Source organism: Tissierella sp. P1, from assembly GCF_002266425.1.
Lineage (GTDB): Bacteria > Bacillota > Clostridia > Tissierellales > Tissierellaceae > Tissierella > Tissierella carlieri.
The window spans coordinates 19,313-40,932 of record NZ_NPMN01000020.1 but is presented as its reverse complement, the minus strand read 5'-3'; the positions used below and the strand labels follow the sequence as shown (position 1 = coordinate 40,932).

The window sequence follows — 21,620 nt, the reverse complement described above, 5'->3', positions numbered from 1 at the left end:
AACCTCCCTTTCCTATTGCCCCCTAAGGAATATATAGATATTCCTTGAACCATGTACCTAGAGATATATGCCATCTTCTCCAAAACTCGGTAATGCTTTTAGACATATAAGGATAATTAAAATTCTCTAAGAAATTAAATCCAAAGATCTTTCCAAGACCAATAGCCATATCTGAATATCCAGAGAAGTCAAAGTATATTTGAAAGCTAAAGGCCAATATACCTAGCCAAGCAGTTAACACTGGAATATTTGACATATTTAGATGGGATATATTGTCCCAGAGGATGCCTATATTATTTGCCAACAAAACTTTCTTTCCTAGACCTAAAGTAAATCTCTTTATACCTTCACTAAATAAATCATAGGATTCCACTCTATTATCCATTTCTCCTGCTACAGTCTGATATCTGACTATAGGCCCTGCTATAAGCTGAGGGAAAAGAGTTACATAGGTGCCAAAGGAAATAATATTATTTTGTACTTTTGTATCCCCTCTGTAGACATCTATTGTATAGGACATAGTTTGAAAAGTATAAAAGGATATGCCTATAGGTAAGGTAAGACTTAATAGCGGAATACTAGAACCTAATATATTATTTATATTGGATATAAGAAAGTCAGAGTATTTGAAAAAACCTAATAATCCTAAATTAACAAATATAGATACTCCTAACCATAGCTTTGCTTTATTTATGTTTTCATTACATTTATAATAATGAACTAATCTGCCACAGGTATAATCAAGGACTGTTGAAAATATCATAATCCATATATATTTAGGTTCTCCCCAGCTATAAAATAAAAGGCTTGCTATTAATAGTATGAAATTCCTATATTTTTTAGGTGCTATAAAATATATCGTTAAAACAAATGGTAAAAAATAAAACAAAAATAATACGCTACTAAAAACCATAATAATCCCCCATTAAAAAATATCTAGTCTGATGAAAAAACCAGACTAGATTGCAATTTATTCAAAGAACTTATTGATAATATCTTCTACCTTCTTTACTTCTGCCTTTGCGAACTCAAGTCTTTCTTCCTCTGTAGCCTCTTGTCTATCATCGTATTTACCAAGCATTAAAAAGAAAACATAATCCCCGTGTCTAACTACCTTAGCAGAGTTTACCTTAGGCATATTCATAGGATACTGTAAAGATTCCTCCACAAGGAATTTTCTGTGTTTTTCTAAACTGTCTTCTATCACAGCTCCTTTACCTTCTTCTGCCTTGATTGCAATAAAAGTATCTACGTTAACACTTATCATCGGCATCTCTGCTATAAAGACTTCTATATCTTCTTCCTTTATACCTGTCAAATCCTTTATTTCTTCTACAGTTAATTCTCTATTTGCATAATAATCCTCACCAAGTGCTTCCTTAACTGCAGCATGTACTTCCTTCAAATCCACTATCCTTACTTCTTTTTTAGGAACACATCCTCCTAAAAACGAAGTCATCATTATCATTGCTAAGAATAATCCAAATATTTTTTTCATTTTACTTATCTCCTATCTATATTATCTTTTATATCATCTATATTATATTTATTTCCCTGCTTATCTATAAAAACATCCTTTTCCACCTCTAAAAATTGACCTTCACCATCATTTACTAAATAATATACTCCTTCCTCTTTCTGAAGAAATAATAAAGATTTACTTCCTTTCTTAAATTCACCTTCCATTTGGGAGAAAACCTTTTCCTTTTCTACCTTTCCTCCCCTTACCCTAAGAATAATTTCATCCTTATGAATATCTCCTAAAAAGACCTTCTCAATGTCTATAGTAATATCTGTATATATATAATTATTTTCTTTTACATATTGACTTTTATCAATTTTCTTAGTTTCTCCTACAACTATATAATCTGCTTCATGGAAGCTAATCATAGGATCATCTATGGTAAACATCCTAGCTATTTGAGGAATTTCGGTATAGCCTTTTGGAACTGAATTTTGTCCCTTAAATAATAGTAAAGGAACTATTATAACTATAGCCGCTGCCATAGATGAAATCTTTACATATCTTTTATATATTCTACTTTTTTCAACTCTTTCTCTTTCCAACATTTCCGCCTTCTTATATACCCCTTCTAGGAATTCCCTATTATCTTTCATCATCTCCAGCTCCTTTCTCCAATACATCTCTAAGAGCTTTCCTAGCTCTATGAATCAATACTCTTGTCTGTCCTAAGGTTTTTCCTAGAATTTTTGATATCTCTTCATAAGATAATTCTTCAAAGTTAGCTAAATAAATAGCTTTTTCATAATCAGGTTTTAACTTTTTTAAACTATCAAGAAGGAGTTTTTTTTCTTCATCTTTTATTACTTTTTCTTCTAGACTATCTTCATCTAATAATATCTCATTATCTCTTTCAAAGGGAATTACCTTTAACTTTGATTGCTTTCTTACATAATCTATGGCCTTATTTCGTCCTAATGTATATATATAAGTTTTAAAGGAATAGTCAAAATTATATTTTTCCTTGTAAACATAGACATAGGCAAATACATCCTGAGCAATATCTTCAGCAATAAAGATATCTCCAGCATATCGAGAAATAAAGTATATTAAGTTGTCCTTGTGAGTAAATATAATGTCTTCGAAGGCAGTTATATCGCCTTTAAGAAATTTTTTGTAAAGAATTTTATCATCTATCATTGGAGGCCTCCATTGTCTTTCATATATTATTCGTCTGAATAAACAAAAAGTTACACTAAATTTAATATTTCTTTATTTATTAAAAATACCCTATAATATATAGGTTAAATTTTTCTTGACTTTCTTATATTAAATAGTAGAAAATAAATATAGAATACTTTTGGAGGTGAAAAATGAGATTAGATGAAAAAATTGTTCTAGTTACAGGAGCTAGTTCTGGTATAGGTAAGGAGATGGCTTTACTTTTTGCCAAGGAAGGTGCGAGGGTGGTTGCTGTGGCTAGAAGAATGAATAAGTTAGAAGAACTTGTAAATTCTTCTATAGAGTATAAAGGGATTATTATCCCCTTTGAAGGAGATGTATCTAAGCAAGAAGATATAGACAAATTAGTGGACTATACAGTAAAGAATTTAGGTAAAATTGATATTTTAATCAATAATGCAGGAAACCTTGATAATTTCACACCTGCCATGATTTGTCTGACGAACTGTGGGAAAATATATTGAATATAAACCTTACAGCACCTATGAAATTAACTAGAAAGGTTTTACCTTTTATGGTTGAATCTGGAAAGGGCAATATAATAAATGTTGCATCAATTGGTGGGCTAAATGGTGCTAGGGGTGGTGCTGCATACACTGCATCTAAATTTGGTTTAGTAGGTCTAACTAAAAACATTGGATTCATCTATGCCAATAAAGGAATTAGATGTAATGTTATATGTCCCGGTGGAGTAGATACAGAAATAACTTCAAATCAGAAACCTAATGCTTTCGGAGTTGAACGAATAATGTCTGGTACTGGAAATAATATAAGATCTGGTTCTCCAGAAGAGATTGCAAATATAGCATTATTCTTAGCTTCAGATGAATCCAGCCTAGTCAACGGCGCAACCATTGTAGCTGATGCTGGTTGGACTGCATATTAGTCAATTAAAAACTAGGTGATATCACCTAGTTTTTTATAAATTTTCTTAGCTTTTTAATGAACTCTTCATTATCTCCCCCATCAAAATATTCTCCTGACACATCTATAGTGTTCAATATTATTTGTTCTTTTGTAGCTAAAGTTATTAACTCTTCCATAAATATTTCCTTTACACCTCTTATGCTACAGCTTGGACTTTCATTAATGCCCAAAAGTCCAACAATCTCATATTCATTATCTAAGTATTCTTTCATAATATTTATAGCATCTTGAGATATGTTTTTGCAGAGAGTTCTAAACTCCGCAGTATCATACTCAAGTTTATCCATAGGCTTTCGCTTCAATCCTAAATGTCTATACTCTGGACAGGGGAGCTGATGAATTTCATTTATTTCGCTCCTTCAATATATCTCTTTGGAAGCCTTTGAATTAATAGAGAGACTATTAAACAACTCGCTATTTTATCGACAAAATTACTTGTAATCCTAGGAATAAAGCTGCAGTAAAAATCTTTTGCCCTGACTGAGCTAGCCAAGTAAATAATACGTCATTAAAGTCTCCTGTAATGCCTCCATATACATAAGTAGCTATAGGTGTACCAATTAAAGGTGCCACCACTGCAAGTATTATTCCAGTTATAGCTGCTGTCACAAAATTAAATTTCCACTTTTTAGCTATAAAACCAACTGTAATTCCTATTGCGATATTAACTAATGCAAAGGGTATGACCTTCGGATTTGTAATAACTCCTTGAAGCAAATTTGTTAATCCTCCTGCTAAAGCTCCATACCAAGGTCCAAATACAGCAGCAGTAAATATAGTCCCTACAGTATCTAGAAATAATAGGGGTATGCTTAACATGTCCACTACTGTTCCAAGTACAATATTTACTGCAATAGCCAAAGCTGAAAAAATCAATGCATAAGTCCTGTTTCTTTGATTCATGAAATGACCTCCTACTATAATTTAGTTAAATAAATTATAGTATATAGATTATTTATTGTATAATTGATAAATATTATAGTTAATTTCTAGATATAGGCGGATTTTATTACTATATTATTTATTTTCCTCACTCCATATCAAATAATGAAATTATTTCTTCTTCTGATAATTTTGATATTAATGTTTCTCCATCAGTAATCACTTTATCAATCATTTCTTTTTTCTTTTCTTGCAGTTTAAATATTTTTTCCTCTATGGTTCCCTTTGCAACTAGTTTTATAACTTGAACAGTTTTTTCCTGTCCTATCCTGTGGGCCCTATCTGTAGCTTGATCTTCTACTGCTGGATTCCACCATGGATCGAAATGGATTACCATATCTGCAGAAGGTAAATTTAATCCAGTACCTCCTGCTTTAAGAGATATTAAAAATACATCTCCTATTCCTTTGTTGAAGTCCATTACCAGATTGCTCCTTTCCATAATAGGGGTTCCTCCATCAAGGTATAAAGTCTTTATCTTATTATATTCTAAAAGTTTTTTTATTTTTTCTAGCATAGTTGTAAACTGTGAGAATATCAATATTCTATGTCCTGAAGCAACAGCTTCAGCTACTATTTCCTCTAAGGAATCTAGTTTACCGCTTCCACCATTATAGCCTTCTACAAATATTCCAGGATGGCAGCATATTTGTCTCAATCTTGTTAGCCCAGCAAGAATTTTTATATGTGACCTACTATATCCCTTTGCATTTATCTCATCATCTATTTCACCTTTTATAGCCTGTAAATATGCCTTATACAATTTTTTCTGATCTTTTAACATATCTACTACTATCTTTTGTTCTATCTTATCTGGTAATTCCTTTAATACTTCTTTCTTAGATCGCCTCAATATAAAGGGCTTAATCTGATTACTTAATTCTTTTAATTTTTCGTTATCTTCTTTCTTAACTATTGGCCATTCATACTTCTTAATAAATTTCTTACTTGTCAAAAGATACCCTGGCATTAAGAAATCAAATATTGACCAAAGTTCAGATAATGAATTTTCCATAGGTGTTCCAGTCAAAGCAAAATAATTCTTTGCCTTAATATTTTTTACAGATTTTGCACTAAGGGATTCTTGATTTTTAATATACTGTGCTTCATCTAATATACAGTATCTAAAAAATATATCTCTATACTCTCCTATATCTCTTCTAATTAACGGATATGAAGTGATTATTAAATCATAGTCTTTTATAGTACTAATGAGTTTATTTCTCTCATCCTTACTTCCAACTATTACTAAGGTTTTTAGACTTGGAGAAAATCTCTTTACTTCTTCTTCCCAATTATATACAAGAGATGTAGGTACTATGACTATACTTGCTTCGGAACCTTTTTCCTCTTTTTCAGATAGTAAGAAGCTTATCATTTGAATCGTCTTTCCTAAACCCATTTCATCAGCTAGAACTCCACCAAATCCATAATTTGATAATGTTTTAAGCCATTTGAAACCAAATTTTTGATAATCCCTTAAATCAGCTGTTAAGCCTTTAGGTAATTCATATTCTATATCATCTGGATCATTTATATCTTGTACTAATCTCTTGAAATTTACATTTTTCTTGATATAGTCAATTCCTCTATCTCTTATAAACTTGTCAAGATACAATGTCCTAAATTTAGGAATTTTAACATTTCCATCATGAAAATCTTTTCCTTCAATATCTAAATAATTCAACATATCTACTATATGGTCAAAGGCTTTATTATCAAGAGACAAAAAAGAACCATTTTTCAATTTATAATATTTCTTCTTTTCTCTTAAGCTTCCTAAGATATTTTCAAATTCAGAATCATCTACACCTTCTATATCAAAATTAAATTCCAAAATATCTGATTTATCATCAAGCTTGAGTCCACCTTTAAAGCTCTTAGAACTTATAAGGCCCACTTTCTTAAAGCTCTCAGAATAATATACTTCACAATGTTTCTGTAACTCAGGTATAATATCAGTTATAAAATCATAAATTTGCTCTTCTTCCTCTAGATAAAATCCTCCATCTTCCACCTTAAAATCTCCTTGTTCTAGGAGCATCATTATAGTCCTTTCAGTTTCTATATCCCTTAATAATATTTTCTCTGTATTTAAATCATTTGTCTTCTGTGAAGAAAAAGGATTTATACTTATATTTCCATAATTAAATATTACCTTTCCAAGAATTAACTCATCTTGTTTATCAAAATACATTATAGAATGTAATGGTTCACTATAGATCGACTCTTCTACATTTTTATCTATAATTAATTTTGAATGCTTTCTAATAGCAGGAAGCACCTCTGAAATAAAGGTCTCTTTTAAATCTTTTTCTATCCTTATTGCCGTTGTTTCTTTTTTTATTATTTCATTATATATTGGCATTATATTATTTATTTTCTCCTGAGATAATTGATAAATCTTATCCTTATAAAAAAAGTATTCTCCATTTGGTGTCAAGGATATTAACTGTGATCCATCAACAACTCTTAACAGAAGGTCTTCTTTACTCTCCTCTATTTTCAGGTTTAATTCCATATCTTCATCAGTTACTATTATGTCTTCAACATAACTATGATATATATTTGCATTAAATTTTCTATCTTTCATTAATTCAAAAAATCTCTTAAGAGATTCTGGACCTAAGTATATAGCATTTCCTTTAAATGTACTGTTATATTTATTACCATAAGAATTATAAAAATTTATTTCATAATTTTCATATAATAAGGTAATAAAATCTATCAATTTCTTATCATTAGAGTTAAAACAATGGATCTCTGGACTAAATTTAAATTTCTTGCCAAATTCTATTTCCTTATTTTCTTGTAAATCTGATATAAATTTCTCTGCCCCTCTAACCACATATAGTTTATCTACTCCAATTCTAAAATCAAGAAAAGCTCCTTCAGCTGTAAGTTTAAAATTTATTTCTAGATTTACAGGAGTTTTTATATCACTTGATTCTTGGCTATAATAATGAAGTATGTTTTTTATATCTCCTTCAGATTTCTTATATCTTGTAAGACTTGTTTCCTCGTAGTCCATAATTAATATCAACAAAGCAACTATATGTTTACAATCTCCATGATATTTTTTATAGGCTCCACATGTACAAGATGTAGCAACAATATTATCATAGCTATTAAACTCAACAATCGATTTATACACAGAACCTCCAACTACACTGGCAACATAATAATTATGGTTTGGAGTTGTCTTTACTTCTCTTACTTTTCCAGATTCATAATATTGTTTTCCTTTTTCATATGTGTCATAAAGTTCTACTCTATCTATTAATATTTCGTCTGTTAATCTTGACATTTTTTCACCACCATATCTATAAGCAATATATTTTTTCTATATTTCCATTGCTAATATAACAATTTAATTCTAATGAATATTCCATATACCTAAGAATTATTTTAACATATCCAAACATTACTCTGTCAGATAATATATTATTATAGTTCTATAATCCTGATATAGATTCTTAGTATATATTTATTTCTTTCATGATATAATGAATTGAGGTGAGAATATGAAAATATATGTGGATGCAGATGGATGTCCCGTAGTTGATATAGCGGTAGGAATTGCTAAAGAGTATAAATTAGAAATAATAGTTGTAAAAAACTATGCCCATGAAATTACCGACCTTTACGCAACTGTTGTTTCTGTAGATATTTCACGTGATAGTGCTGATTTTTATATAATAAATAGAATAGAAAAAGGTGATATAGTTATCACCCAGGATTATGGATTAGCTGCTATGTGTTTATCTAAAGAAGCTATCTGTATAAATCAAAATGGCTCTATATTTTCACAAAATAATATAGATGGAATGTTGAATCGAAGACATTTACATCAACAGCTTAGAAAACAGAATAAATATTATAGCAAGGCTAAGAAAAGGATTCCTGAAGCGGATAGGGAATTTGAAATTGTCTTAAGAAAACTAATTGAAAAACATACTTTTCAAGTACCTTAAACTCTATTCAACAATTTCTTCAAACCTATTAACTGACTTTCCATCTCGCTCTATTTTTTCTAAAAACATATCTAATGGTCTAACCCAAATTCCATATTCCCCATATAGAGCTTGGTATACAACCATATCTTCTAAAGTCTCTGAATGCTTTGCCATATGAAGAACTAAATATTCTTTTCCTTTGAAATGTTTATATTTTGTATTAGGCTTGATTGTTCTAGTATTTTCATTATTCATATAATGACTCCTTTTCTTTGTGTAATCACATCTTAATTACTTAAGTCTTATTCATCTAATTTTAGATTATATTCTCCATCTATTTTTTCTACAGCAACATTAAAGCTACTTTTGTCTAAAAATTCATCTGGAATCTTGATATCCTTCTTAGTCAAGTTATAAAGAAGCTTCTCTAGAGATTCTACAGCCTTAGATTCTGTAGCATCAACCTTACCAGTGAGAATTGTATCTTTCGTTGGGTTTATAATCACAGATAATCCCTTTCCTGATAATTTAACCCCTTCATCTGTAATTACCTCTTCCTTTAAATAATTAATGTCAGAAGAAATATTAGAGGCTAACTCTTTTAACGACATATCAATAAGGGGCTTATCCTTATATTTAAATTCGTTTATTTTAATTTTAGTTATTTCAACAGCATTATCTACTTTTTTACTTGTTTCAGGATTAAACATACCTAGAGCATTAAATATCAAGATAAATATAATCCCAATCAATATAAATTTTATAAGTTTCATGATTTTCCCTCCTAGAAATTACTAACAACCTCTCATTACATTCTATAAACCATTTCTATCCTTACTTCATTTTTCCCAATATCATCATTAGTATAACAGCTTAAATCAATTCCATTTACTTTAAATCCATTTTTTATATAAAAATCTATGGCTTTGGATCTCAAGAATTATTTCCCTAAAACCTTCATTTATAATATATTATTCTTCTATTACCTTTATAAGTACAAGTCCTTCTCTAAAAGCTCCTCTTTTCTCATTTTTCTCTTGTCTAATTCTTTCAAATTCTTCAATTGATACTCCTTTATGGTCAAGAATTCCATATAATACTTCTACTAAATCTGCAAGTTCTTCTACATTTCCACTTTCAAGATATTCGGTTAATTCTTCCTCAAGTTTTTTATTTAATAGCCTAATAAGTTGACTTTCACCTACTTTTTCAACTATTGCCTGATTGCCTGCCTTTTCAATTATTTCTGGTATTTTATCTCTTACTAACTTATTATATTCTATAGATTTCATACTTACCAATCTACCTCACCTTATCATATTACCCCTATTATACTATATTATTAAAAAAACCCCAATTTTTTATCTGTTATTTTGTATTTATTCCTTACTATATTATAGTATTTTATTTCTTATTTTAGATATATACCTTATTAAGGTAATAAAAAAATGATATGCAACCACCATACTTCTTCATAGGAAAAATAACCACCCTGCTGTGAGTCACATCAGAATGGTTATCCTAAATTAACTATTTACATCCGATTATTACGAACATATCCATATTATCTACTTCCTTTAAAACTTCCAACCCAGCATCTAAAAAGTATTGCCTTAGTATTGCCATTGGAGGTAAATCATCCTCTTTTACAGTTTCATCTGCTCCTTTATGAAGATTATTAATAGACTCCCTGCTTTGAGAATGGCAAATTGTAAGTTTTCCGCCAGCTTTCAACTTTTGTGCCAAACTTGTAATCGCTTCTGCTTTTCTGTGTTTAAAATGAGGAAACATGGAATAGCAGATTATATGATCATATATATCTTCATCATCTTTGCTCTCTAGTACATCTACACATTCAAAGATTACATTCTCATATTTGTTTTTTCTCTGAGCAACCTCAATCATTTTTTCAGCTACATCAATTGCCTTGATGTAACCTGACTGGGTTACTCTTTGAAATAAGCCGGGAATAAGTATGCCAGTTCCTGTTCCAACATCTAAAATATGGGTTCCTGCTTTTATTTCAACTAAATCCAGTATAAACTCTACTTTTATCATATCGTGGTTGCATATTTCGTCCCAAGTATTTGCTAATCTATTAAAAAAATCTTTTTGTGATTCCATTTAAATTCACCTATGTCAACTTATGAAACTCGCTAGTTGGATTGAATCTTTTCACCCCTAATACAATTGAAGGTATTAGGATTAGTTGTATGATGATCCCTGGAATCCCTTTAATGATTGCACCTTGCACAAACACAACCGGACTAGGAAGCTGTACCATAAAAATTGTTGCCAATACCCATACTGCAGCACCGGCCATAATTCTACCACATATCATACTAATGATAAGGGACATGCAGACATTCACCTTTGATTTTCTATAAAGAAGACTTACTATTGCTCCATAAGTTGCAAGCTCAAGAATCATATAGGGCAATACTGGAAAAAATGGTGGCATCCCTGTCAATAATGAGCTCAAAAGAGGAGTTAATATACCTACTGCAGCTGCAAATGGTAATTCTAGAAAAAATCCAGCAATTAGTACAGGAATATGCATAGGCAAAAACACTGGACCTGCCCCTCCTATAGCATGAAATGCCATGGGCAATACAAGCCCCGTGGCTATAAATACTCCCGATAATACCAAGCTCTTTATCATTTTATTTTTCATAATATCCCTTCCTTCAATAAGCGATAATCTCTTTAATCATAAACTCTTTACCACTTAATACCTCTATGTTTTCTCCTCCGCAATAAGGACAGCGGTATTTATTTTCAATCAGATTAAATACCTTATGGCAAGATTTACACATGCCATTTCCCGGTAGAATCTCTATCTCAAGCCTAGTATCCTCTAGCATAGTTCCATCTACTGCAGCTGGATAGCAGGCTTCAATATATCTCGGTATCATGGAGGATAATTGTCCTATTTGAAGCACTAAAGTATCTATATTTGTTATTCCATTGCTTTTAGCAAAATTTTCTACTGTTTTAACTACTTTAATAACTACGCCTAATTCATGCAAATAGCTCACTCCCACATATTCTACTTAGTATAGACACCCATAGATTTCTTAACCTTGTGGACAACCATTCTACCCTTACGCTTAATCATATTTTTGACTATTATCGGTTTAAGGTCTTCAAAGGATACATTTTCTTCATCATACTTTCTTATGAGAGATATAGCATCAAATTTACATCTTGTGGTACATGCCCCGCATCCTATGCACGTATATTCGTCTATCGTTGTAGCTCCACAGCTTAGGCATCTCTCTGTTTCCTTCTTTACTTGTTCTTCTGTAAGGGTCTCTCTTAGGTCATTAAAGGAAGTCTTAGCCTTTGCTCCATCTACATGAGCCGTCCTCTGTCTTGGAGCATTATCATATCCTTCAAGTATCAAATTGTCCTTGTCTAAGGCATGATATGCTCTTCTATCGCGTCCAAGTACTAAGCTTTGCCCCGGTTGAACAAAACGATGAATGGAAATTGCAGCTTCTTTTCCTAGAGCAATAGCATCTATGGCAAATTTAGGACCTGTCATAGCATCACCACCTGCAAATACATCTGATTCAGCAGTTTGAAGAGTAAAGGAATCAGCTTTGATAGTCTTATTTGGATTAAGCTCTATCTTTGAGCCCTCTAATAGATTTCCCCATTCAATACCTTGACCTATGGATAATAATATATGGTCTGCTTTTACTGTAATAGTATTGTTTTCATCATACTTAGGATTGAACCTCTTGTTCTCATCAAATACAGAAGTACACTTCCTAAATTCTATGGCTACTACACGGCCATTTTCCGTGACAATTCTCTTAGGACCCCAAGAGTTATTTATTACGATATCTTCTGACATTGCCTCATCAACCTCTTCATCTAGAGCGGGCATCTCCTCTCGACTTTCTAAACAGAACATATCTACCTTTGATGCTCCTACTCTTGTAGCTGTTCGAGCTACGTCTATAGCCACATTCCCTCCACCTATGACTACTACATTTCCTTCAAGCTTTACTTCTCTTCCCAAATTTACATCTCTAAGGAAATCAACTCCTGTAATAACCCCTTCCCCCTCTTCTCCTTCAATTCCTAATTTTCTTCCTGATTGTGCTCCTATTGCAAGATAAAATGCCTTGTATCCTTGTTGTCTTAATTCCTTGAGGCTTATATCTTCTCCTACTTCAATACCCGTCTTAAACTCTACCCCTAATTCTTTTAGAATATCTATTTCAGCATTTACTACATTTTTTTCCAATCTATAGGATGGAATTCCGAGAGTAAGCATGCCGCCTAGAGCCTGTTGTTTTTCAAATACTGTCACCTTGTATCCATCGATGGCTAAGTAATATGCACAAGATAAACCAGAAGGACCTGCTCCTATAACGGCTATTTTCTTTCCATAATTATGTTTAACTTTTGGTATATAACGATTTTCCTTGTTTAAGTCCTGTTCCGCTATGAATTTTTTAATATCATCTATAGCTACTGGGTCATCTATATCCCCTCTAGTACATACAGATTCGCATTTTCTTGGACATATACGTCCACATACTGCTGGGAATGGGTTTTCATTTTTTATCAGTTCAAGGGCCTCCTTGTATTTTCCTTGAGAAGCCAACTTAATATAACCTTGGATAGAAATATGAGCTGGGCACTGAGTCTTACAAGGGCTTGTTCCTGTATCCACTACATTCTCTCTGTTTGTACGATAATCAGGATTCCATTTATCTGGTCCCCATTCTGTATTAGATGGAAAATCCATCCTTTTATTTTCTTTAATTGGTGTTTTAGCACATATTTTTTGACCTAGCTTTAATGCATTTACAGGACAGACTTGGACACATTCTCCACAGGCAACACATTTCTCCTTATCAATATGAGATACATAGTTTGATCTGACCATATCATTATTTAAGAACATCCCTGCAGTTCTTAAAGATAGGCAGCTACATCCACAACAGTTACATATTGCATGAGTCTTTCCAAAACCATCTAAATTTGGTATTTGATGCATCAAACCATTTTCTTCTGCTCTTTTTATGATTTCAAAGGCTTCTTCCTTAGTTATTTGCTTACCTCTTCCCGTACGGATATAATATTCCGCTGCATGTCCCAATTGGATACACATATCCTCCTTTAAATGTCCACAGCCTTCTCCCATAACCTCTCTAGCCGTACGACAGGAGCAATCAGATACTGAAAATATTTCATTTTCATTTAGATATTTTGATACTTCCTCATAAGATGCTCTTCTTGTTTCACCATCAATGGCTGTTTCAATGGGAATAACACGCATTAGACCTTTCCCCACGGGAAATGCTCCTGCTGTTTTTGGCCCTCTTACTCTACCATAAGCCTCGAAAGCTTCTGCTATTTGAGGATATTTCTTTACATTTTCCTTATTGTTAACCATCATTTCCATAACCCCTGGCACCCAAGTATCAAGCCAGTATTTATCTTCTCCATCTATTTTGTTTACAAAACAAGCACCAGCAACTGCTAATTCCCACAAATGTTTTTCTGTATCCTCCAAGGATTGGCTGCATAAAGGTGCTACTTCCTTTGCACTCTTTGGTTTCCGAAACTCTAGGCATAATCCTACTTCTGCCATTTCATCTGTAACTACTGGTTCTAATATCATATATTCAGGATCTTTATAGTTATATGCTGATTTCGAATTAGGCTTCTTTCTGCCAATATGATTTGCTAAGTCTAATACTTTTGGCTTTCCCATAAATCTCACTCCTTAATGTTTTTATTCCTGCCAGCTTTTTACCTCATTACGAATCCAATCAGCCATTCATCAACTCCCTCTCCAGTCCTTGCTGAAATAGGAATGATCTTTATATTTGGATTTAATTTCTTTGCACGAGACTTTACCGCCTCTAGATCAAAGTTAAAATAATCAATTACATCTATTTTATTAATAAGTAAAACATCTGCAATTGAAAACATCAAGGGATATTTAAGGGGCTTATCATCACCCTCTGGTACACTTAATATCATGGCATTCTTAGATGAACCTGTATCGAACTCTGCCGGACATACAAGATTACCTACATTTTCCAATATTATAAAGTCAAGGTTTTGTGTTCCTAATCCTTCTAGACCTTGTCTTGTCATATCAGCATCTAGATGGCACATTCCCCCTGTATGCAATTGAATTACCTTTGTACCTGTTTGAGCTACTGAATGAGCATCCACATCAGAGTCTATATCTGCTTCCATAACTCCAATTTTCATATCCGATTTCAAAGCTTCAATAGTCCTTAAAACTGTAGTTGTTTTACCTGATCCTGGTGATGACATGAGGTTTAACAGAAATATCCCCTTCTTTTTCAATTCATCCCTAAGGATATCCGCTTGTCGATTGTTATCTTCGAAAATATTTTCCTTGATTTCTAAAACTTTAAATTTTTCCATTTATTATCCGCCTCCCTATAAATTTTCATTACATTTACAATACAGCTCTATGAAAATCGTTACTATTTTATCACTTTCATTGTATTTAAAATAAAATTTACTGTCAAAAAAAGGGAGACAGTAAGATTTCAATGTTTATCGACTTTCTATTTCAAGCATTGTTTACACTTATAAATTATATAATCCTAATTCTAAGCACTTCTCATAAAAAAATATGTAAATATGACTTGAATGTAAAAAAGTCATTGGAATGTGCTGAAATACTATGGATTAGGAATTAAATTAATGATAAACTATAGTTGAATTTACGTTATTTTTTTAACGTAATATTTTGAAAGTATCAAATCATTATATTTATATGAAAGGGGTTTTGGTTATGTTCTTTTTTGAAACGCTTCCCTGGTATAACATAATTATGTGGTTTGTTGTTCTTGGTATTCTTATTGGATTGAATGAGCTTTCCCGCACAAGTAAAAGAGTAAGTATTCTTATGTTTATGGTTTTACCGATAATCCTTACTATAGTTTGGGTCACCAGAGGCCCTAATGAAATCACGTCTTGGTTTACTTGGGTCAAAGTTTATTCGGCACTAGCAGGTTGCCTTATTTATATGGTGGTTCGATTTACAGACTACCATAAGAAACACAGGTGGTATCTAACACTTATTCCATCTATCTTAGCTATCAATATCTTGGAAGCTGTAGCACGAGAATTTCAAGTTGGTATAGCTGGCTTTAATGGAATGGTTGACGGTATGTATTATATATCCGGAGGGTGGAACTATTTAAATGCAATAGCCGGAATTCTAAATATTCTAGTGATTTGCGGTTGGTTTGGTATCTACTCTACTTCAGGTAAACGTAAGGATATGATATGGCCTGACCAAAATCTCCTTTATATTATAGCTTATGGAGTTTGGAACATATCCTATGTATATTCCTGTGCACCTGGCAACGCCTTGTATTCAGGATTAGCATTAAATCTTGCACCTACTATTCCTGCACTTTTATGGTCGAAAGGAACTTGGATGCAAAACCGTGCACATACACTTTTATTTTGGATGTCATGGGTCATGACATTCCCATATTTCTTTGCTACAGGCAGTATTTTAAATGTAAAGGTAAGCTATAAACCTCAAGCTAACTGGACTCTAGCAATACTATCTTTAAGTCTTAATATAATATTAGCAGTTTGGCAGTTCTACCGAATCGCTAAATATGGTCTCAATCCTTTAAAAGACGAGATTTGGAAGGATTCAAAAATAAGTTCAAAGCTAGAATCTATATAAACTAAAGAAAATCTCCTTAATCACTAGTGATTAAGGAGATTTTTAACATATGGCTAAAAAAAACGATTTAATAAATCTATAGAATACCGTATACAGTTTTCCATTGAAAGTGTACTCATAATTTCACCTGCTAAAAATACATTGTATTTACCTTGCATAGATTCCATTTTATCATAAAATCCATTTTCTAAGGCATAAGTATCTACATAAGGGCAATGCTGCCAATTTTTAGCCTGATAAAGCCTTGGATTCTGTATACCTAATTTTAACAAGTCATCTTTAATAATATCTAAGGCAGGAATTTTAGAGCTATCACTAGGATTATATGCATAAAGCATCACCATCCCTTCATTATCCTCTTTATCCCACCTAGAGTTCCATATGGTAATATGTCCTTGCCGATTGGGTGATAAGTTTTCTAATACGCATCCACAGCCTTTGGGGATTTTGTCAGCTATGAATGCATAAACATTAAATGATTGATATCTTATACTGTTTAGTTGTCGCTTCATATCTTGATCCCAAAAATGAAGATTTGAAAATTGATCCAAGGGAGCAGCAATGATGACTCGATTAAATTCAAGAATTTCAAATTGGGTTTGTACTAATAGGGTTTGTTTCTGAGATACAGAAATATCTATTACCTTTTGACCTAGACGGATATCTTTGATTTCCTTTCTTAGTCGTTCTGTCAATGAAGAAACCCCATTCTTCCAAGTGGCAAACTCCGGTAACTCCATAAAGGACATTAAATGATCGTAGTTTAAGATTCTAAGTACGTATAGAGCTGGTACTTCATCAATATTACCTAATCCAAAGATAGTAAAATATTGGGTATAGATGGTCTTTAAAATCCGAAATTCATGTATATCACACCATTTTGAAAATGGAAGCATTAATACAGGCTCAACATTTTCAATATTTGATTTTTTAAGTGACTTATACATCTCTAATACGTCTGGCAATCGATCCAGTTCATCCACAAAGTCTTCCAATTTTTCCTTCGGTATGGGTATAGTTTTTTGACCATTAGTATTATAATTGGTACGAGATAATTTTGGTCCGTCTGCTTTGATATTTAACCGTTTCATCAAAGCCTTAAGATACGGTTGAGAAGGTAGGCCAAATATTGCCCCCAGTTCGTGAGATTTTCCCTTATGCCAGATGGTATACAATTTACCACCTATCCGTTCATCTTTTTCAAAAACAGTGATATTTTTATATCTCCTTTTTTGCAGACCTTCGGCTATAACAAGTCCTGAAAGTCCTCCACCAATTACTGCAATTTTACAGTCTTCCCTGTTCACCTTTCTCACCCCGCCTTGAATAATTTATCAATGCCAGAATCCAAAGTGGCAATGTATCTAAATCTACATTATTTTGTGATGCCCTTTCAAGTACTGCCTCAACAGGTGTCCTACCTATATTATGACCATCTAGTATTATATTGTAAAAATTATATTCCCTTATAAATTTATTAAGTGCACCTTCAACCTTTGTAAATGAATCAAGTTCATGATTCAAACCAATTTTATCATAGAACTCTGTAACCAAAAACTTATTTAGTGACATCATATCTTCTAATGCCGTATTATCCTCAGGAGAAATAAATATATGATTTATATGAAGGTCTTCTATAACTTCTTTATACTTATTATCCTTTACAAAGTAAGGTAAAAACTCCTTTTTTCTGTCAGTAGCTAAATTTGTAATATTTATATTGAATAGTTTCAATAAATAAACTAATTTACGCTCAAAATAATTCCAGATATCAATATCCTGTTTTTTATTGTATAGTTTTACTGCTATCCATTTTGAAGCAATATCATAGAAGCTATATTGATATATTTTACCAATGCCATCGAAGGTTCCCATAAAGTTAATCTGCTGGATAACTAAATATCCCGGATAAATCTCCTGTTTATTAAAAAATCCAAGTATTTCCTTACTATCCTTTCGATTAGTTTTCATATGAAATGCTTTATTCTTAGAATATTGCACTCTCTGAGCCTTTGTTGCTAAATTATTTCGCCTTAAGACATTATAAATACCTGTCTCTCCGATATCAATTCCTTCAGCTCTTAGCTCATAATAAATTCTTTTGGGTCCATCGGCAGGATAACTGCTTACATATGCTAATATTTCCTGCTCAATAGTCTTATTGACTTTATTAGGCATTTGTGGCTTTTGTGGTTCCTTTATTTCTAGTCCAACCATGCCATACTTCTGATAAGCCCTTTGCCAATTATAAAAGGTTGTCCTAGAAATACCAAACAGCTCACAGGTCCGAGAAACGTTGTTTTCCTTCAATGCATGTTTCAATATCATATATTTATTATGTGCATTAAATCCTTTGAATTTCATAACAGTACCTCCTTTTCCTTAATGAGCATTTCAATGATATAGCCTTCATATCTACTAATCTACTTCACATTATCTGTCACCATCATTATACTATATTATCAAGGATTTCCCAATTTTTCCCTTATCATCTCTATTTATTTCTTGTTTAATGTACCTATCATAATATGAATTTACTTTCATCTATTATATAATAATAAGTATAATAATAAATATGGAGGGATTATATATGACTAAATTTAAAGAAACTAGACCTGAAGAATTTAACTATAGCCCATTTAAATTAATTGGCAAGGATTGGATGCTAATTACTGCAGAAAAGGATGGAAAAACTAATACAATGACTGCTTCCTGGGGCGGTTTAGGTGTTATGTGGAATAAGAATGTGGCATATATAGTTATTCGTCCACAACGCTATACTAAGAAGTTTATAGATAATTCAAATTCATTCTCATTGACATTCTTTGATAACAGTTTTAGAGAAACATTATCTTATCTTGGAACAAAATCTGGTAGAGATGAAGATAAAATTAAAAAATCTAATTTTACAGTTATACATGATAATAATATTCCTTATTTTGAAGAAGCAAATATAGCAATCTTCTGTAAGAAATTATTTGCTCAGGAATATAAACCTGAGTCATTCATTGATCAGGAACTTAATGAAAAAATCTATCCTAATTCTGACCATCATACATTATATATTGGAGAAGTAACTAAGATATTGGTAAGAGAATAATAAATATCTAAAATACACATCATGAAAATATAGGTTTAATTATAATGGATTATATAACCAAGAGAGACTGAAATTATTTCAGTCTCTCTTTTAAATTTATCTCTTTGATTTAATTGAAAAAATACAATGATATAAAATATTTTGAAATACTGTTGCCAACAGGAAACAAATACTTAAAATATAATAAGCACGATTCTTTTCTGTACTATAGACAAGCAAAAAATATGCTGTCCATATACTCATGATAATAGTCAATAGCATTACAGGTATATTAATATTATAGTCTGTATTTCCCTTACGATAACGCAGATATGCAATGATTACAAGAGCAAGAATGATACTTATAGCAATCCATTTCATCGCTGGAATAGGAAATGCCTTCTCCCATTTACCGTTAAGATATATCACATGACGAAGCATCCCCATACGAGTTTTAGTGAAATAATGAGCTGCATAGGCTCCGATTATTGCTAAAAACTCTAAGATACCACACAAAATTGCGCATATATATTTACTTCTATTTTGCCGCCTTGTCATTTGAAAGTTCACCTACTGTCGTATAAACGACTTCACCAGTATTTGGATCTCCCACTTGAACAGGGAGATTATCATTCATTTGCCATTGATACCATCCACCATCATACATACTCATATTGGTATATCCATTTTCGTACATAATTAAAAACGGAATTGATGCACGCCAACCTGTTCCACAATAGAAAGAAAGCTCATTGTCCAAGGTAAAGTTAAGTCCTTTCCAAAGCTCTTTCATTTCATCCATTGTAATATAGGTTCCATCTTCATGGGTATAGTCTTCCATATGGTATGGATCACTACCTGCTTTACCCCATACAGCACCCTTAGGCTCTCCAGCTTTATCAATGTAAGAATAACCGCTTGTTTCACCATTGAACTCCTTATATGAACGAATACTTACTAAACGGAAATTAGAATCATCTTTTAATTTCTTATCTGCATCTTCAACTGATATCCAGAACTGTGGATTCACCGGAACCTTTGCACCAAATTCCGTTGCAGGTGTTGCAGTATTTGCAGTAGTTTCTAATTCATATCCTGCTTTTCTCCACGCATCAAGACTTCCATTAAGCATTTTAACATTCTCAACTCCTGCCCATAAATATGCATATGCAACTCTGGCAGTACCAGAAACATCAGATCCATATAGAATAACAGCAGTATCCTTTGTAACTCCAAGTTCAAGCATTGCTTGTTCAACTTCTTCTGGAGATTTTAGATTCCAATAAGGTTCCCCCTCGATGCTTGCAATATCTACATGCACAGCACCTGGTATGTGACCAGTATTATAATCCGGACTATCATCAGCTGATCCCCAAGAAGCTTCCAAAATTATATATTTCTTTGATTCTTCCTGCTCCCCATCAATAACACTTTTAACCCATTGCGGAGAAACAAATACCTTCTTTACATCCACAGCTTCAACCTTTTCAACTTCTGACTTCTGTGTATCTTCATCCTTAGCTACTGATTCTTTATTTACCGGATCACTATCTGATTTCTTAGGTTGTTGTTTACATCCTGTAAATACTGTCATCATTAATGCAGCTACAAGTAACAAAGTTAAAAATTTCTTGTTCATTTAAAATCCTCCTACTAGTATCTTATTATAATATCCTTATATCAATATAAAGTTAAATATCTTTAAAAGTGTAGCATTTCTATTTTATAAAGTCCAATTAATAAAATCTATAAATAAAATTAAAGATATAGATAAAATCTATATATAAAGATTCTAGTATAGTTAATAATTATGGCTATTAATATGTAAGTCTCAATAATAGTAATGTATATATAATTATATCGATTATCTCTAAGTCTATATCTACTTATGATCAACTCATCCATTAATCCCCATAATATAAATGAAAAACCATAATATACTAAAAAAACTAGGCATAAGCCTAGTTTCAGATTGTTGACTTATTGCTTCTTGGTTTGCAAAAATCAACAAGCAATTTCAAGTTCGCAAATTTTTTTGAAAAACTTCGAATATTGACACAAACAAGCAGAAAAGCAAAGGGGTTACCGTTCTTCCACAACCTATTTGCCAATTTTTTGAGATTCATGTAACCAAATAAGAGGTTTAGTTCCATTTTCACTCGGTCTAAACCTCTATGCTTGGCATAACGCATACCATGAAGCCCCTTATCATCTGCAAAGATCCGTTCAATGGTTTGGCTTCGGAGTGCATGGAGTTCCTTGCTTCCTATGGTATTATGCTTATTAGCCATAATTGAA

Annotated in this window: 26 protein-coding genes; 5 read left to right on the top strand and 21 right to left on the bottom strand. The window is 32.2% G+C overall.

All coding sequences use genetic code 11. The features are described 5' to 3' along the window. Positions 1-22: 22 nt before the first annotated feature. The 4 genes from CIW83_RS23075 to CIW83_RS14460 are packed head-to-tail and all read right to left on the bottom strand — an operon-like array spanning position 23 to position 2,662. Positions 23-913 carry an MBOAT family protein gene (locus CIW83_RS23075; protein WP_201259906.1) on the bottom strand — a complete coding sequence of 297 codons (891 nt, stop codon included), beginning with the start codon at positions 911-913 and terminating at the stop codon, positions 23-25. 57 nt (positions 914-970) lie between these two features. Next, positions 971-1,498, bottom strand: coding sequence for a DUF4358 domain-containing protein (locus tag CIW83_RS14470; RefSeq protein WP_094902377.1), 528 nt, complete (start codon positions 1,496-1,498; stop codon positions 971-973). A gap of 5 nt (positions 1,499-1,503) precedes the next feature. Beyond that, positions 1,504-2,118 carry a hypothetical protein gene (locus tag CIW83_RS14465; protein ID WP_094902376.1) on the bottom strand — a complete coding sequence of 205 codons (615 nt, stop codon included), beginning with the start codon at positions 2,116-2,118 and terminating at the stop codon, positions 1,504-1,506. Beyond that, complete coding sequence (locus tag CIW83_RS14460) at positions 2,108-2,662, bottom strand: RNA polymerase sigma factor (RefSeq protein ID WP_094902374.1); 555 nt, start codon at positions 2,660-2,662, stop codon at positions 2,108-2,110. Before CIW83_RS14460 ends, CIW83_RS14465 begins: the two co-directional genes overlap by 11 nt. 173 nt (positions 2,663-2,835) lie before the next feature. Here CIW83_RS14460 and CIW83_RS24455 point away from each other — a divergent pair, with 173 nt between their 5' ends. Next, positions 2,836-3,168: an SDR family oxidoreductase gene (locus CIW83_RS24455; protein WP_255374449.1), complete on the top strand. Its 333-nt coding sequence runs from the start codon at positions 2,836-2,838 to the stop codon at positions 3,166-3,168. Further along, positions 3,165-3,590 (top strand): SDR family oxidoreductase, encoded by a 426-nt coding sequence (locus tag CIW83_RS24450; protein ID WP_255374448.1) that lies wholly within the window; start codon positions 3,165-3,167, stop codon positions 3,588-3,590. Before CIW83_RS24455 ends, CIW83_RS24450 begins: the two co-directional genes overlap by 4 nt. A 25-nt stretch (positions 3,591-3,615) precedes the next feature. Here CIW83_RS24450 and CIW83_RS14450 read toward each other — a convergent pair whose 3' ends face one another. The 3 genes from CIW83_RS14450 to CIW83_RS14440 all read right to left on the bottom strand — a co-directional run bounded on the left by CIW83_RS14450 (position 3,616) and on the right by CIW83_RS14440 (position 7,880). Then, on the bottom strand, positions 3,616-3,918 hold the full coding sequence (locus tag CIW83_RS14450; RefSeq protein ID WP_094902372.1) for a hypothetical protein: 303 nt from the start codon (positions 3,916-3,918) through the stop codon (positions 3,616-3,618). A 127-nt stretch (positions 3,919-4,045) separates the two neighbouring features. Continuing rightward, positions 4,046-4,534 (bottom strand): CD3073 family putative ECF transporter S component, encoded by a 489-nt coding sequence (locus CIW83_RS14445; protein WP_235601349.1) that lies wholly within the window; start codon positions 4,532-4,534, stop codon positions 4,046-4,048. A gap of 127 nt (positions 4,535-4,661) precedes the next feature. Then, complete coding sequence (locus tag CIW83_RS14440) at positions 4,662-7,880, bottom strand: SNF2 helicase associated domain-containing protein (RefSeq protein WP_094902370.1); 3,219 nt, start codon at positions 7,878-7,880, stop codon at positions 4,662-4,664. Positions 7,881-8,097: 217 nt separating this feature from the next. Between CIW83_RS14440 and CIW83_RS14435 the strand changes: the two genes are divergently transcribed. Beyond that, positions 8,098-8,547 carry a YaiI/YqxD family protein gene (locus CIW83_RS14435; protein ID WP_094902368.1) on the top strand — a complete coding sequence of 150 codons (450 nt, stop codon included), beginning with the start codon at positions 8,098-8,100 and terminating at the stop codon, positions 8,545-8,547. A 3-nt stretch (positions 8,548-8,550) separates the two neighbouring features. On the opposite strand, the gene CIW83_RS14430 is transcribed toward CIW83_RS14435, so the two are convergent. From CIW83_RS14430 to hypB, 9 genes are all read right to left on the bottom strand, one after another. Beyond that, entirely contained in the window at positions 8,551-8,784 is a 234-nt protein-coding gene (locus CIW83_RS14430; protein WP_094902366.1) for a DUF1653 domain-containing protein, read from the bottom strand. 47 nt (positions 8,785-8,831) lie between these two features. Then, on the bottom strand, positions 8,832-9,302 hold the full coding sequence (locus tag CIW83_RS14425; RefSeq protein ID WP_094902364.1) for a hypothetical protein: 471 nt from the start codon (positions 9,300-9,302) through the stop codon (positions 8,832-8,834). Between the two features lie 35 nt (positions 9,303-9,337). Further along, positions 9,338-9,466, bottom strand: coding sequence for a hypothetical protein (locus CIW83_RS24445; protein WP_255374447.1), 129 nt, complete (start codon positions 9,464-9,466; stop codon positions 9,338-9,340). 34 nt (positions 9,467-9,500) lie between these two features. Then, positions 9,501-9,821 (bottom strand): nucleoside triphosphate pyrophosphohydrolase, encoded by a 321-nt coding sequence (locus CIW83_RS14420; protein WP_094902449.1) that lies wholly within the window; start codon positions 9,819-9,821, stop codon positions 9,501-9,503. Between the two features lie 238 nt (positions 9,822-10,059). Next, complete coding sequence (locus CIW83_RS14415) at positions 10,060-10,653, bottom strand: class I SAM-dependent methyltransferase (RefSeq protein ID WP_094902362.1); 594 nt, start codon at positions 10,651-10,653, stop codon at positions 10,060-10,062. Between the two features lie 10 nt (positions 10,654-10,663). Then, a complete protein-coding gene (locus CIW83_RS14410) occupies positions 10,664-11,203 on the bottom strand; it encodes an ECF transporter S component (protein WP_094902360.1) in 540 nt (179 codons plus the stop codon). A 13-nt stretch (positions 11,204-11,216) separates the two neighbouring features. Next, positions 11,217-11,558: a hydrogenase maturation nickel metallochaperone HypA gene (locus CIW83_RS14405; RefSeq protein ID WP_094902358.1), complete on the bottom strand. Its 342-nt coding sequence runs from the start codon at positions 11,556-11,558 to the stop codon at positions 11,217-11,219. Positions 11,559-11,578: 20 nt separating this feature from the next. After that, positions 11,579-14,266: an FAD-dependent oxidoreductase gene (locus CIW83_RS14400; RefSeq protein WP_094902356.1), complete on the bottom strand. Its 2,688-nt coding sequence runs from the start codon at positions 14,264-14,266 to the stop codon at positions 11,579-11,581. A gap of 38 nt (positions 14,267-14,304) precedes the next feature. Then, a complete protein-coding gene (gene hypB, locus CIW83_RS14395) occupies positions 14,305-14,955 on the bottom strand; it encodes a hydrogenase nickel incorporation protein HypB (RefSeq protein ID WP_201259904.1) in 651 nt (216 codons plus the stop codon). Between the two features lie 358 nt (positions 14,956-15,313). Here hypB and CIW83_RS14390 point away from each other — a divergent pair, with 358 nt between their 5' ends. Further along, positions 15,314-16,243 carry a DUF5692 family protein gene (locus CIW83_RS14390; protein WP_369819399.1) on the top strand — a complete coding sequence of 310 codons (930 nt, stop codon included), beginning with the start codon at positions 15,314-15,316 and terminating at the stop codon, positions 16,241-16,243. Positions 16,244-16,296: 53 nt separating this feature from the next. Here the strand turns inward: CIW83_RS14390 and CIW83_RS14385 are convergent, their stop codons facing one another. Together CIW83_RS14385 and CIW83_RS14380 are read right to left on the bottom strand one after the other, a co-directional pair. Beyond that, positions 16,297-17,550, bottom strand: a complete 1,254-nt coding sequence (locus tag CIW83_RS14385) for an FAD-dependent oxidoreductase (RefSeq protein WP_158220139.1) — start codon at positions 17,548-17,550, stop codon at positions 16,297-16,299. Beyond that, positions 17,531-18,607 carry a helix-turn-helix domain-containing protein gene (locus CIW83_RS14380; protein WP_094902350.1) on the bottom strand — a complete coding sequence of 359 codons (1,077 nt, stop codon included), beginning with the start codon at positions 18,605-18,607 and terminating at the stop codon, positions 17,531-17,533. The genes CIW83_RS14385 and CIW83_RS14380 overlap by 20 nt, the downstream gene beginning before the upstream one ends. Before the next feature lie 226 nt (positions 18,608-18,833). Here CIW83_RS14380 and CIW83_RS14375 point away from each other — a divergent pair, with 226 nt between their 5' ends. Next, positions 18,834-19,343: a flavin reductase gene (locus CIW83_RS14375; protein WP_094902348.1), complete on the top strand. Its 510-nt coding sequence runs from the start codon at positions 18,834-18,836 to the stop codon at positions 19,341-19,343. 96 nt (positions 19,344-19,439) lie between these two features. Here the strand turns inward: CIW83_RS14375 and CIW83_RS14370 are convergent, their stop codons facing one another. From CIW83_RS14370 to CIW83_RS24930, 3 genes are all read right to left on the bottom strand, one after another. Then, positions 19,440-19,880 (bottom strand): hypothetical protein, encoded by a 441-nt coding sequence (locus tag CIW83_RS14370; RefSeq protein ID WP_094902346.1) that lies wholly within the window; start codon positions 19,878-19,880, stop codon positions 19,440-19,442. After that, positions 19,861-20,961, bottom strand: a complete 1,101-nt coding sequence (locus CIW83_RS14365; protein ID WP_094902344.1) for a sulfurtransferase — start codon at positions 20,959-20,961, stop codon at positions 19,861-19,863. The genes CIW83_RS14370 and CIW83_RS14365 overlap by 20 nt, the downstream gene beginning before the upstream one ends. Before the next feature lie 328 nt (positions 20,962-21,289). Further along, positions 21,290-21,613, bottom strand: coding sequence for a transposase (locus CIW83_RS24930; protein WP_158220138.1), 324 nt, complete (start codon positions 21,611-21,613; stop codon positions 21,290-21,292). Positions 21,614-21,620: the final 7 nt, after the last annotated feature.